The organism is Fictibacillus sp. 5RED26, from assembly GCF_015903895.1.
GTDB classification, from domain to species: domain Bacteria; phylum Bacillota; class Bacilli; order Bacillales; family Fictibacillaceae; genus Fictibacillus; species Fictibacillus phosphorivorans.
This window is the reverse complement of record NZ_JACZDU010000004.1, coordinates 258,823-272,035: the sequence shown is the minus strand read 5'-3', so window position 1 is coordinate 272,035 and position 13,213 is coordinate 258,823. Positions and strand designations below refer to the sequence as shown.

Here is a 13,213-nt window from a genome sequence, read left to right as displayed (position 1 = left end):
CGGATATAATTGTAATTACCTCGTAAAAAAAATTGTGTATCTTCCAAACGAACATCTTAATCGCTAATGTTCATTTGGAAGATACGTTTATTTTATCCTCGTATTTTCATATCTTATTAACTATTCATCTGCTACGCAATGATCGTTTTATTTTTATTTTTCGTATAAATAACTTCTTCATACTGCATTAAAAGGTTCCCGAAAATAGCTGACCAAGATTGAGTCATCGCATAATTTCTTGCTTTTCGTTTCATAGAGCCTAAGAGCATAGGATCTTCCAAAATAGAAACGATATTTTGTATGAATGAATCAGCTTCTCTAGCTTTGCAGATTCTACCCGTTACACCGTCTTGAACAATTTCAGCTACTCCGCCAGAATCAGACACGATAGCAGGTAACCCAGAGGCAGCTGCTTCTAAAACAACATTGCCGAACGTCTCTGTAGAAGAAGGGAAGACGAAAAGGTCGGCTGAAGCATAAACCCGCGCAAGATCTTCTCCAGATAGATAGCCTGCACATGTTACATTGCTATATTCAGTTTCCCACTGTTCGACATCACGTCGACTTGGTCCGTCACCCACAATCAGCCAATGAACATTCTCGCTCAAAGGGGATGGCAGCTTATCTATCATTTCTTTGAGGATGTTTAGATCCTTTTCAGGTGCTAGTCTTCCCACGAACAAGAAGATATACTTCTGTGTGATCTTATATTCTTCACGAACATGGAAATCTCGATTTTGAGGTGTGAACATCATACAGTCAACTCCTCTGGACCATATTTCAATAGAAGTAAAGCTTTTTGTGTATAAAATCTTCCGTGTTTCTTCACTTGGAACAAAGATCTTTTCAAAAGGTTTATGAAACCATTGCAGATAACGCCAGAGCAAGGGGGATAAGAAATCTAGATGGTAGTAAGCAAGGTAGCGGTCAAAATGAGTATGATAGGAGGCAACCATGGGAATGCTTTCTTTTTTACCGTATCTCATTCCGAACAGACCAATATTAAAAGGAGTCGCTATATGGAGGAGATCAGGTTTAAATGTATTCAGTTCATCGTTCAAGGCTTTAAACTGAGGTATGGCAAGCCTGCACTCTGGATATAGAAAGAGTGGCAGGCTTTTCATGGCATAATACTGTTTGCCCTCTGTTTCTTGAACATCTTCAAATGAAGGCATGATAACTTTATAATCAACTCCATTGGTTTCTAGATAACTCGTAAATCTTTTTAACGTACGAGCAACTCCGTTAATTTGTGGGTGGAACGTATCAGAAAAAAGAGCAAGCTTCATTTCTTCATCTCCTTTTTATAAGAAATAAGGCAAGACAAAGCTATTAACTAAGAACAAAGAAAAGAAGCTGGAGCTGATGCCTAGAATCATTCCTGCAAGTACATCAGATGGATAGTGAAGACCTAGATACATACGGGAGATGGCCACTAAAAGAGCGGCGACTAATAAAAATATACCGATAAACGGATTCAATAGTATTAAAGGCGTTACGATTGAAAATACAGCTGTTGTATGACCGGATGGAAAAGAATGATCTTTTAATGGGTTATCGCCGATGTTTGTATCTGGAAGGCTTAAATAGGGTCTTTTTCTCGGGTACATTTTCTTAGAAATCGCAACAGGAATGTGGCTGAACAATAATGACAGCATACAAACAATTCCCCAAGACTTTAAATGCATAGGGAGAAATAACAGAAGCAGAATACTTGTTGAGATAGTAGCTGTTGCACCACCAAGATGTGTCCACAAGTGAAAAAAATGATCCATTGAATTTCTGTGTAATCTTCCATTAATCAGCCGGAAAAATGTACACTCTTTTTCATAAAGCCAGTCGATTACTTTTGTCATGAATATCCCCCTTACCATTCATATTTTGTTTGATACTATAATAATAAAATACAATTGTAAGGGGAACATGAAGACAGTATGAAATTATTATAAAAAAACCATCCTGCATGTGCAGAATGGTTAGAAATATATTTTCCTGTCACGTTCTTCTTTTAAGATTTCAACTGCCTCACGGAATCGTTGAGAGTGGATAATCTCTCTTTCTCTTAGGAACCGAAGAGAGTCATTAAGGTCAGGGTCATCTGACATATTAATGATCCATTGATAGGTAGCTCGTGCTTTTTCTTCCGCTGCAATATCTTCATATAAATCAGCTATCGGATCGCCTTTTGCAGCTATGTAGCTTGCAGTAAACGGTACACCCGCTGCATTATGGTAAAATAATGCGCTGTCGTGATTTACATAGTGGTCTGCGATGCCAGCGGCTTTTAGTTGCTCTGGTGTGGCGTCCTTTGTCAGCTTGTAGATCATGGTTGCGATCATCTCGAGATGCGCGAACTCCTCTGTACCTATATCTGTAAGAAGTCCTATCACTTTGTCTGGAATTGTATAACGCTGATTTAAATACCGAAGAGCCGCTGCGAGTTCTCCATCTGCACCTCCATATTGTTCGATCAAGTATTTGGCAAGTGTCGGATTACATGAAGTGACTTTAACGGGATATTGCAGTTTTTTTTCATACACCCACATTTAAATGAACCTCCTTTCGCTTTATAACTGCCACGGCCATGGTCCGTCACTCCAATTCCATGGCATACCTGAATAACTGTTTCCGTATTGCTGGAGAGGACCATATTTTGATTCAATGGCTCTTTTGATCTGTTTTCTTTGTTTTGCGAACTGATTAAACTGTTGGACTGCAGATTCATCTTGTGGGTGTGTATCGAGATATAAAGTAAGTTCCACAAGAACAAAATCAACTGCTTGCAGTTCTTCCATCCACTGATAGAACTCTTCAGGTAAGGTTGATGGCACGAAGATTACCTCCTTCTTTCATAGGGATTTTCATAATAATCATAAAATGCTGGCCATAATGTGCCTTTTTGGAGTGCTTCTTTTGGTGAGTATTGTGGCAGGTTATATGGTTGGAATCCCATATATAGATTAGGAGGAGTAGAGTAATATTTTTTTCCGATCGGAGGGCACGGATCGTAAGGGCTATGATAAGGAACATAAGACTTTTGGTTAGATGGACGCATCAGACAACTTCCTTTCATATTGTTAACTTTTATTATAAGTATTCAAAAGGAAGGCAGTTTCAGTACGAATTCATCTCAAATTGTTTGTTTCTATGTTAAAATTATGGGCAAAACATACAGAGAGGTGAGGTGGAAGTACATGTATGCAGGAATACATCATGTATCCTTACTTGTAACAAATCTAAAAGAATCCCTTTATTTTTATGAGGGAATTCTCGGTTTCAAGCAAAATAAAAAACGCCCGCAGTTTGATTTTCCAGGCGTTTGGTATGATATCGGTGACACACAGCTTCATTTGATCGTTCATCCTAAAGGTAAGGCTAGAAGAAATACGACTGAGATTGATAGCAGAGACGGTCATTTTGCGATAAGAGTTACCGACATGGACAAGCTAATAAAAACATTAGATGTTCATAACGTTCCTTATGTTAACAAACCAACAAACAAAACAGAGTGGCATCAAGTTTTTGTGAGTGATCCAGATGGTAACCTAATCGAGTTTAACGTTTAGGCTGCAAGGACTTATAATACTGACCTTTCTCGTAATATTCACGGCGAATGCGGTTCATGTCCGTGATATCTTCTTCTGTTAATTCTCTAATCACCTTAGCAGGCCGACCGAAAGCTAACGTATTAGGTGGTATCTTTTTTCCAGGAGGAACAAGACTTCCTGCGCCTATAAAAGCTCCTTGTCCAATGTGAGCTCCATCGAGCACGAGTGAACCCATTCCGATCAATGCGTTCTCTTCAACGACACAACTATGTAAAATCACGCTATGTCCAACTGTAACGCCATCTTTTAAATGAAGAGGGCGGTTCGGGCTTTGATGAAGAACGGAATTATCTTGAACATTTACATAGTTTCCAATGATAGTCGGGGAAACATCTCCTCGTATGGATGTGTTAAACCATACAGAAGAATATTCGCCAATCTGAACATCACCCGTTATGGTGACATAGTCTGCAATAAAGGCAGTTTCTGAAATCTTAGGTTGTTTATCTCCAAATGGATAGATCATAATTATACACTCCTATTATCAATATTTATCTATCTACAGTTTAGCAAATCATCAAGTCTTATGAATAGAGAAGAAGGTGGAGAAATGTGGACGTGGAAAACAAAAAAGGATGCGATCGGAACAATCGTTGTCGTACATGGTGCAAATGAACATCATGGCAGGTATGATTGGGTCATCAAGCAACTGAACGAAGCGGGCTTGCATTGTGTTTCAGGCGATCTTCCTGGTCAAGGTACGACAACGAGAAGAAGAGGACATATTGATGCATTCGACGATTATATCCAAACCATAGAAAAATGGTATCTAGAAGCCGAGAAATTAGGCCTTCCCGTATATATCTTAGGACATAGCATGGGTGGATTAGCTGTGATCAGAACCTTGATGGAAAAAAGGCTAAGCGTAAAAGCGGTAATCTTATCCTCTCCGTGTTTAGGATTGGTTCATTACCCATCAAAAGGAAAAGAAGCCGTTTCCGTTCTATTGAACAAACTCGCTCCGAGTGTAAGGTTAGCGACCAACTTACCTGAAGGCAGTGCTACAAGGAACGAAGAGATACGTATTCGTGATAGAGAGGATAAGTTGATCGTTAAGAAAGTATCTGTCAGGTGGTATCGAGAGTTGATTGGTTCGATAAAACATGTTTTTGATCATTATAAAGATTTCCCAAATGTACCTTTAATGCTTTTACAAGCGGGGGATGATCGAATCGTGGACAAAATGAAAGTTATGCAATGGTTTAACGCAGTGCAACTCGACGAAAAATGGTATAAAGAATTTCCATCACTATATCATGAAGTATTAAACGAGCCTGAAAGAGATCATGTTTTTAATTATGTGAAAAAATTTCTATTTTTGCATAGCGAGGTCGATTAAAGAAAAAGGTAAGGAAAGAAATAAACAAAAGGAGCCATCTTATGAACAAAGTTCCGGTTCACCCTTGGGGATTGATGTATTCCGTTTATACGCAGATTTTTCCGGCTGTCAGTCATCTGCTGAAGACCTGGCATGATAGAGCTGAAAAGATTCCTAACCCTGAATTAAGAAAACAGGCAGTTAGCAGCATATCGGATAAGATGTTTCACTGTGAAGGGGGAGCTATCCTTACACTGCTAGCAGGTAACCAGCGCAAAAAAGCCATAGAGTTTGTGGTGGCGTACCAAACGATCAGCGACTATTTAGATAATCTTTGTGACCGAAGCACGTCACTGAATGAAAAAGATTTCCGAGCACTTCATGAAAGCATGTTTCATGCCCTATCTCCTGGCGCTGTTCCTACTAATTATTATCGTTACAGAGAAGAACAGGACGACGGAGGTTATTTAAACGAACTTGTCTACACGTGTCAAAGTGTTTTGTCAGAGATGAAAGCTTATCCGAATATCGCAAGTGAACTAATCGGACTTGCTTCGATTTATTGTGACCTGCAAGTACATAAACATGTAATCGTTCAAGAAAGAGAGCCACGTCTAATCAGTTGGTTTGGAGAGTATCAATCCGTTCTACCAGATATAACTTGGTACGAATTTTCAGCTTGTGCAGGTTCAACGCTTGGCATATTCTGTTTAGTCAGCTATGCGTTTCAAGGAAACTTCACGAAAGAATCTGCTGCAACGATAAAGAAAGGATATTTTCCATGGCTACAAGGTCTTCATATTCTTTTGGATTATTTTATTGATCAAAATGAGGACAAGTTAGAAGGTGATCTTAATTTTTGTACGTATTATAAGAATGATCAGCACATGTTAGAACGTATGGTTTATTTTGCGGAAAAAGCAGAGAAAAGCTGTGCAAACCTGCCTAACTCAAGGTTTCACCGTTTGATCCAAAGAGGTCTCTTAGGGATCTATCTTGCAGATCGGAAGGTGTCTGAGAGCCCTGGAATCAAAAAGATGGCAGCAAAGCTCGTTAAAGTTGGTGGCGTAACGAGTTACTTCTTCTATGTAAATCGAAAATTATATCAAAGATTAAAACCTTCTATCTCATAATATAAATGCTGATTGAGCAAGCTTTGTAGCTCTTAGAATTGGTTGGTCCCCGCTCCATGTGGTTCGCATTTAGCTGGGGTATGTGAGAATAGTAACTATTACGTAATTTGTCGAGGATTGCAAACTCGTGGATAAAAGACAAAAACTTTTGGATGGAGAGGCAAATCTCGTGGATAAACAGCCGAAACTTCTGGATTGCGTGCTCAAATTTCTGGATTGATGATGCATAATACCCCAACGTGTATAGATGGCGACTAGTTTCTGAATCCTGAGACTGCACCATTTAACAAGAGTATACTTTAAAAAAGGCTGAATCAACTTTGATTAGTTGAGTTCAGCCTCTTTTTTCGATTGCGACTACAAATGGCGGGTCGTTTTTTTGATTAATAAATTCGTATTGTAAAACATGAGCCTGTTTTTGATCCAGCTGTTTTACATAATTCATGACTAGTTCTTTTTCTCTTTTTCCCTCTTCATGCCCATGGTAGATCACGAGTATGATGACGCCTTCAGGTTTTAATAGTTGCAGGAGCTGTTCAATAGCACCGATTGTAGATGATCCTGTTGTTGTAATCGACTTATCGCTTCCAGGCAAGTAGCCGAGGTTAAAAATAGCGGCAGTTACTTTTGTATGAAGATCACTAGGTAACTGAGTTGTTAACTCATCATGAGAGGCATGATAAAAGGTAACATTATCATTTGCATGATGATCAACAAGTCGTTGCTTTGAGTTCTCGATTGCTTGCTTTTGAATATCAAAAGCAAACACATGGCCGCTCTCACCGACGAGTTTTGATAAAAATAAAGTGTCGTTTCCGTTTCCGCATGTTGCATCAATTACGATATCTCCCTCATCACAAAATGTACGAAGAAGTGTTCTCGCAAACGGCAAAACTCCTTCTAATTTCATAGGGTGTTCACCTCAGACGTATTATAAAATTTCCCTTGATAACTATTCCTATTTTTAAGCTCACTTTCGATCGCGTTTAACACTTTCCATTTATTTAGACTCCACATCGGTCCTACTAATAAGTCAGATGGTCCGTCACCAGTTAGTCGATGAATCATCATATGTGGGGGAAGAATCTCTAGTTGGTCACAAACAAGTTTTACATATGTGTCAAAATCAAGAAATTCTAACATACCTTGTTCGTATTGTTTGACCATCGGTGTCTTTTTCAGAAGATGAAGCAAATGAATCTTGATTCCTTGGACATCTAGTTTCGCAACTTCCCTTGCTGTTTCCATCATCATTTCAGGAGTTTCTAAAGGCAATCCGTTAATGATGTGTGTACACACTCTAATGTTATGTTTTCGAAGTTTTTCTACTCCTTCTACATATGTTGCGTAGTCATGAGCTCTGTTGATGAGCAATGCTGTTCGCTCATGTACAGTCTGAAGTCCTAACTCGATCCAAAGATAAGTTCGTTTATTTAAGTCAGCAAGATATTCGATCACATCATCCGGTAAACAATCAGGTCTCGTAGCAATGGAAAGTCCAACAACACCTTCTTGTTCGAGCACCGTTTCATATAGCTCTTTTAGTTGCTCAACAGGAGCGTACGTGTTCGTAAAAGCTTGAAAATAGCCTATATATTTACCTTTTTTCCATTTCGAATGCATTCTTTCTTTAACGGTGTGAAACTGTGTGATGATATCGTCACGGCGGTTTCCTGCAAAATCTCCTGAGCCGCTTTGAGAGCAGAAGGTACATCCTCCAAATGCTGCGTTGCCATCACGATTCGGACAATCGAATCCGCCATCAAGTGGTACTTTAATAATTTTATCTACCAAATGGGACTTTAAATGCTGATTCCATGTGTAATATCTTTTTTCTCCAAAATAATCTGGTTTTTCCATAAGGTGTGTCATCTTTCTCACTCCTTCATACGGTGATGAGCACCATATGACATTGTAGCATGTTCGCACGGTGAGCGGCAAAATGAGTTGTCAGTACTTTCAAATTGTAAAGTGCAGGAAAAAGGAATAAAATACAGAGTGGTTTATGACATCTTAGTTAGCAAGCGGGGGATATTTATGCCAGCGAAAGTATGGCTGCTCATTATTGGAATGGCACTTAATGTGACGGGCTCAAGTTTTTTGTGGCCGATCAATACGATTTTTATACATGAACACCTTGGTAAGTCACTTACCGTAGCAGGAATGGTTCTATTACTTAACTCAGGTGCTGGAATCATCGGCAACTTAACGGGAGGATTGCTGTTTGATAAATTAGGAGGCTACAAGACGATTATGCTCGGAGTCTCCATTTCATTTACGACTTCTTTCTTATTAATCTGGTTTCATGATTTTTGGATGTACAGTATCCTTCTTGTTTTTATGGGATTTGGAATGGGAATCGTCTTTCCATCTATGTATGCATTAGCAGGTACGATGTGGAAAGAGGGTGGAAGGAAGGCGTTTAACAGAATCTATATTGCACAGAATGTAGGAGTGGCGCTTGGGGCTGCTCTTGGTGGATTTGCAGCTTCATATTCTTTCACACTATCATTCATCAGTTGTTCCACTCTATCTTTTGTATTTTTTATTATTGTGTTATTCGGCTTTAAAGGCATAGATGAAAAAGAAGAAGCATCTGTGCAAACCGTTTTTTCTCAACGTAAAAGAATTCACAACAAAGAAGCGTTTATTGCTTTGTTAATTTTATGCGGAGGGTATCTGTTGGCTTGGATAGGTTATGTTCAGTGGCAGTCCACGATCGCCGCTTATACGCAATCACTAGGGGTAAGTCTGAAAATGTATAGTTTACTCTGGACCGTTAATGGTGTGTTTATCGTTCTTGGTCAGCCGCTGGTCAACCTTTTCTTGAAAAAGTGGCTTCATTCTACAACATCTCAAATTTTGGTCGGTTATTGTATATTTGTCATTTCATTTGTGATGGTGGGAAATGCAAAAGACTTTAGTGGGTTTATGGTAGCGATGATTGTGCTGACAATAGGAGAGATGCTCGTATGGCCAGGTGTTCCATCCATCGCAGCAGAGCTCGCTCCTGAAGGCAGAGCAGGATTCTATCAAGGAATCGTAAATTCTACTGCCACAGGCGGAAGGATGCTCGGTCCGTTGTTTGGAGGAATGATCGCCGATCTGTTCAACATATCTGTGTTGTTTCAAACGATTATCGGCCTGATGGTGCTTGCTTTCATTTTAACGATCCTATATAGCAAGAGTCGACATGCCATTCAGCAAACTGAAATTCCTCAACAAGCTTCTTGAGATTTATAGGTAAATGAACAACCAAGAGACCGTGATAGGATAATCACGGTCTCTTGGTTCATATTTTAATGAATTAAGCGGCTCTTGTTTCTTCTTTTGGAAGCAGTTTAGCTGACATTAATCTTCTTCTGATCGTAACACCAAGAACGGAAGCTAAAATGGCTTTAATTACTCCGACAAGTAAAAAAGGAATAACACCACCACTCATCGCTTGTTCCCAGCTAAGGCTTGCGATGAACTTTAGTTGAACGGCACCAAAAACAAGTGTGATCACCATACCTACTATATTTGCACCAACAGCTGGCAGCAGAGTAAAACTTGTCTTTTCTAAAATGAGTCCAGTGATATAGGCAGCGATAATAAAGCCGACGATATAGCCTCCTGTTGGACCGATCAGTACCATGAACCCACCTTTAGCTTCAGAAAATACTGGGAGACCGATCGCACCCATAGCGACGTAGATCATCACAGCTAATGTGCCGTATTTACGACCTAAAATAGTTGCGCAAAGACCAATCGCTAATGTCTGCCCTGTAATCGGAACTACCGGTAGTGGAATGGTCAGCTGAGCAAGAATCGCTGTAATTCCTGCCATCAGAGCTGCGTAAAGTGACATCTTCAGTTTTTCGTTGGTTTCATGCATGTTTGTGGCACCCCTTTTAAATGTTAACATGAAAATAATAACGGTTAACATAACATTATACAGCTCCTAAACGTTTGTCAAGATACCGCTTACATCGATATAGCATTTGTTTAAAAGTGGGAAAAATAGGCTATTATACGTCTAAACAACCTTGACAATTTAGGGAGTTATTCATAAAATACAAATTAGCATCTAAATTTTTAATAACGATGATAGGGAATAGTAAAAAAAGAATGGAATGATAGAGAGTTGACGGCTGGTGCAAGTCAACCCGGACTTTTTTGAACTCGCCCTTTAGTTGCAAGTGTGAATGAAGTAATGCTTGCCGTTCGCCGCGTTAAGGTATGTTTCCGAGTGAATGCGATTTTTGCATTAATCAGGGTGGTACCGCGGCAGGTTTAAATTGTTAACTAACCTTTCGTCCCTAATGTTTATTAGGGGCGGGAGGTTTTTTGTTTTTAAAAGTATAGTTTTCTAAGGAGGATCGGTTATGTATTATAACCACAAAACAATCGAGAAAAAGTGGCAACAGTTCTGGGATGAGAACAAGACGTTCCAAACAAAAGAAGAATATGATAAAAAGAAATTTTACGCGCTAGATATGTTTCCATACCCATCTGGAGCTGGCCTTCATGTTGGTCATCCAGAAGGTTATACGGCGACAGATATTCTATCTAGAATGAAGCGTATGCAAGGATACAACGTACTTCATCCGATGGGGTGGGATGCTTTCGGACTTCCTGCCGAACAGTATGCGCTTGATACAGGAAACGATCCAGCAGAATTTACAGAAACAAACATCAATACGTTCCGCAGACAAATTAAAGAGCTTGGTTTCTCTTATGACTGGGACCGTGAAGTTAACACAACAGATCCTTCTTATTACAAATGGACTCAATGGATCTTTATCCAGCTTTATAATAAAGGACTTGCGTATGTAGATGAAGTACCTGTTAACTGGTGTGAAGCACTTGGAACGGTACTTGCAAACGAAGAAGTCATCGATGGAAAAAGTGAACGTGGCGGCCATCCTGTTGTTCGTAAACCTATGAGACAATGGATGCTTAAGATCACAGCATACGCTGACAGATTGTTAGAAGATCTAGATGAACTAGATTGGCCTGAGAGCTTGAAAGACATGCAGCGAAACTGGATCGGCCGCTCAGAGGGAGCTGAAGTACACTTTGATGTAGATGGACATTCTTCTAAAATCACAGTGTTCACGACACGACCTGATACACTTTTCGGTGCGACATACTTAGTTTTAGCTCCTGAAAATAAACTAGTAAACGATATTGTAACAGAAGACCAAAAAGAGGCAGTAACCGCTTATCAAAGACAAGTAGAAACAAAGTCTGATCTTGAACGTACAGAGCTTGCAAAAGAAAAGTCTGGTGTGTTTACTGGTGCATATGCGATTCATCCTGTAACAGGTGCAAAACTTCCGATCTGGATTGCAGACTATGTACTAGCAAGCTATGGAACGGGTGCGATTATGGCAGTTCCTGCGCATGATGAACGTGATCATGAGTTCGCAGTTAAGTTTGAACTTCCGATCGCTGAAGTGGTTGCCGGCGGAAACGTGGCAGAAGAAGCATACACAGGTGATGGTGAACACGTTAATTCAGATTTCTTGAATGGCATGCAGAAAGAAAAAGCGATTGCAACAATGAACGAATGGCTTTCTGAGAACAAAAAAGGTGAGAAGAAGATTACTTATCGTCTTCGTGACTGGTTATTCTCACGTCAGCGTTATTGGGGCGAGCCGATTCCGGTTATTCATTGGGAAGATGGTACGATGTCGACGGTTTCAGAAGATCAACTTCCTCTTCTTCTTCCGATTGTTAAAGAGATCAAACCGTCAGGCACAGGAGAATCTCCTCTCGCTAACGTTGAAGAGTGGGTAAACGTTGTAGATCCTGAAACAGGAAAGAAAGGACGTCGTGAAACGAATACGATGCCTCAGTGGGCAGGAAGCTGCTGGTATTACCTTCGTTATATCGATCCAAAAAACGAGGAGCAATTGGCATCTCCTGAAAAGTTGAAGCATTGGCTTCCAGTTGACATTTATATCGGTGGAGCGGAGCACGCGGTGTTGCATCTTCTTTATGCTCGTTTCTGGCATAAGGTTCTTTACGACCTAGGTATCGTACCAACAAAAGAACCTTTCCAAAAACTTTTCAACCAAGGGATGATTCTTGGAGAAAATAATGAAAAGATGAGTAAATCTAAAGGAAATGTTGTTAACCCGGATGAGATTGTATCGAGTCATGGTGCGGATACACTTCGTTTGTATGAGATGTTTATGGGCCCACTTGATGCTTCAATCGCATGGAGCACAACTGGTTTAGACGGAGCTCGCAGATTCTTGGATCGTGTATGGAGATTGCTTCTGGCTGAAAATGGAGAGAAGATAAATCCTTCCATTAGAGATGCGCAGGGCACAGATGCCTTCAATCGTCTATATCATATGACGGTTAAAAAAGTAACAGAAGATTATGAAGGGCTGCGCTTTAATACAGCCATTTCTCAATTGATGGTGTTTGTAAATGAAGCAAACAAACAAGAAGTTCTTCCAAAGGATTTCATGCAAGGTTTTGTTAAGATGCTTTCCCCGATCGCTCCGCATATTTGTGAAGAGCTTTGGGAAATGCTAGGTGGAGAAGGCAGCATCGCATATGCGTCTTGGCCGGTTTGGGATGAAGCACAGCTTGTAGAAAATGAAGTTGAAATCGTTGTTCAAGTTAACGGCAAACTTAAAGCAAAGATGACGATTGCGGCTAACATCAGTGGTTCTGATATGGAAGAAGCTGCTCTAAAAGATGAATCCGTTCAACAAAGCATTGAAGGAAAGACGATTCGCAAAGTGATTACAGTTCCAGGTAAGCTTGTGAATATCGTTGCGAATTAAAGGAGGCAAACGTTCATGGAAGAGTTAAAAGAAATTTCACCATCAGAAGTAAAGCAATTGCTCAAAGAGGGCAAAAAGATATCTCTGATTGATGTTCGAGAAGATGAAGAAGTAGCTGAAGGGAAGATCCCAGAAGCAGCGCATATCAAAATGGGTGAAATACCAGTTCGTCTAGATGAAATAAACAAGGACGAAGAACACATCATCGTCTGCCGTTCCGGACGCCGCAGTGAGAATGTTGCTTATTTCCTGCTAGATCATGGATTTAAGGTCAAGAATATGACAGGCGGCATGCTGGAATATAATAAGGACTAAAACGATAATATTACTCTCTGCTCATGACTTGAGCAGAGAGTTTTTTTTATA

Annotated in this window: 15 protein-coding genes and 1 other annotated feature; of the genes, 6 read left to right on the top strand and 9 right to left on the bottom strand. The window is 40.0% G+C overall.

Annotated features, from left to right (window positions below; genetic code table 11):
* Window positions 1–131: 131 nt before the first annotated feature.
* The 5 genes from IHV10_RS16200 to IHV10_RS16180 form a co-directional block, all read right to left on the bottom strand.
* Window positions 132–1,289 (bottom strand): glycosyltransferase family 4 protein, encoded by a 1,158-nt coding sequence (locus IHV10_RS16200; protein WP_197131810.1) that lies wholly within the window; start codon window positions 1,287–1,289, stop codon window positions 132–134.
* A gap of 15 nt (window positions 1,290–1,304) precedes the next feature.
* Window positions 1,305–1,856, bottom strand: coding sequence for a phosphatase PAP2 family protein (locus tag IHV10_RS16195; protein WP_197131807.1), 552 nt, complete (start codon window positions 1,854–1,856; stop codon window positions 1,305–1,307).
* 120 nt (window positions 1,857–1,976) lie between these two features.
* Entirely contained in the window at window positions 1,977–2,546 is a 570-nt protein-coding gene (gene cotJC / locus IHV10_RS16190) for a spore coat protein CotJC (protein WP_191752016.1), read from the bottom strand.
* 21 nt (window positions 2,547–2,567) lie between these two features.
* On the bottom strand, window positions 2,568–2,795 hold the full coding sequence (locus IHV10_RS16185) for a spore coat protein CotJB (protein WP_197132171.1): 228 nt from the start codon (window positions 2,793–2,795) through the stop codon (window positions 2,568–2,570).
* 41 nt (window positions 2,796–2,836) lie between these two features.
* Entirely contained in the window at window positions 2,837–3,055 is a 219-nt protein-coding gene (locus IHV10_RS16180; RefSeq protein WP_197131804.1) for a spore coat associated protein CotJA, read from the bottom strand.
* 139 nt (window positions 3,056–3,194) lie between these two features.
* Here IHV10_RS16180 and IHV10_RS16175 point away from each other — a divergent pair, with 139 nt between their 5' ends.
* Window positions 3,195–3,566 carry a VOC family protein gene (locus tag IHV10_RS16175; RefSeq protein WP_197131801.1) on the top strand — a complete coding sequence of 124 codons (372 nt, stop codon included), beginning with the start codon at window positions 3,195–3,197 and terminating at the stop codon, window positions 3,564–3,566.
* On the opposite strand, the gene IHV10_RS16170 is transcribed toward IHV10_RS16175, so the two are convergent.
* Window positions 3,556–4,074 (bottom strand): gamma carbonic anhydrase family protein, encoded by a 519-nt coding sequence (locus IHV10_RS16170; RefSeq protein ID WP_197131798.1) that lies wholly within the window; start codon window positions 4,072–4,074, stop codon window positions 3,556–3,558. The genes IHV10_RS16175 and IHV10_RS16170 overlap by 11 nt on opposite strands.
* 84 nt (window positions 4,075–4,158) lie before the next feature.
* On the opposite strand from IHV10_RS16170, the gene IHV10_RS16165 reads away from it, so the two are divergent.
* Window positions 4,159–4,947 carry an alpha/beta hydrolase gene (locus IHV10_RS16165; RefSeq protein ID WP_197131795.1) on the top strand — a complete coding sequence of 263 codons (789 nt, stop codon included), beginning with the start codon at window positions 4,159–4,161 and terminating at the stop codon, window positions 4,945–4,947.
* A 41-nt stretch (window positions 4,948–4,988) separates the two neighbouring features.
* Entirely contained in the window at window positions 4,989–6,059 is a 1,071-nt protein-coding gene (locus IHV10_RS16160; protein ID WP_197131793.1) for a tetraprenyl-beta-curcumene synthase family protein, read from the top strand.
* A gap of 334 nt (window positions 6,060–6,393) precedes the next feature.
* On the opposite strand, the gene IHV10_RS16155 is transcribed toward IHV10_RS16160, so the two are convergent.
* The gene (locus IHV10_RS16155) at window positions 6,394–6,969 is read right to left on the bottom strand and encodes a class I SAM-dependent methyltransferase (RefSeq protein WP_197131791.1); all 576 of its coding nucleotides are present in this window, start codon (window positions 6,967–6,969) and stop codon (window positions 6,394–6,396) included.
* Window positions 6,966–7,931 carry a TIGR01212 family radical SAM protein gene (locus IHV10_RS16150; RefSeq protein ID WP_197131789.1) on the bottom strand — a complete coding sequence of 322 codons (966 nt, stop codon included), beginning with the start codon at window positions 7,929–7,931 and terminating at the stop codon, window positions 6,966–6,968. Before IHV10_RS16150 ends, IHV10_RS16155 begins: the two co-directional genes overlap by 4 nt.
* A 165-nt stretch (window positions 7,932–8,096) precedes the next feature.
* On the opposite strand from IHV10_RS16150, the gene IHV10_RS16145 reads away from it, so the two are divergent.
* Window positions 8,097–9,293 (top strand): MDR family MFS transporter, encoded by a 1,197-nt coding sequence (locus IHV10_RS16145; RefSeq protein ID WP_197131787.1) that lies wholly within the window; start codon window positions 8,097–8,099, stop codon window positions 9,291–9,293.
* A 73-nt stretch (window positions 9,294–9,366) separates the two neighbouring features.
* Here IHV10_RS16145 and IHV10_RS16140 read toward each other — a convergent pair whose 3' ends face one another.
* Window positions 9,367–9,936: a biotin transporter BioY gene (locus IHV10_RS16140; protein WP_197131785.1), complete on the bottom strand. Its 570-nt coding sequence runs from the start codon at window positions 9,934–9,936 to the stop codon at window positions 9,367–9,369.
* 200 nt (window positions 9,937–10,136) lie between these two features.
* Window positions 10,137–10,365: a binding site (T-box leader), on the top strand.
* Window positions 10,366–10,426: 61 nt separating this feature from the next.
* Here IHV10_RS16140 and leuS point away from each other — a divergent pair.
* The gene (leuS, locus tag IHV10_RS16135) at window positions 10,427–12,847 is read left to right on the top strand and encodes a leucine--tRNA ligase (RefSeq protein ID WP_197131783.1); all 2,421 of its coding nucleotides are present in this window, start codon (window positions 10,427–10,429) and stop codon (window positions 12,845–12,847) included.
* 15 nt (window positions 12,848–12,862) lie between these two features.
* A complete protein-coding gene (locus IHV10_RS16130) occupies window positions 12,863–13,162 on the top strand; it encodes a rhodanese-like domain-containing protein (protein ID WP_197131767.1) in 300 nt (99 codons plus the stop codon).
* Window positions 13,163–13,213: the final 51 nt, after the last annotated feature.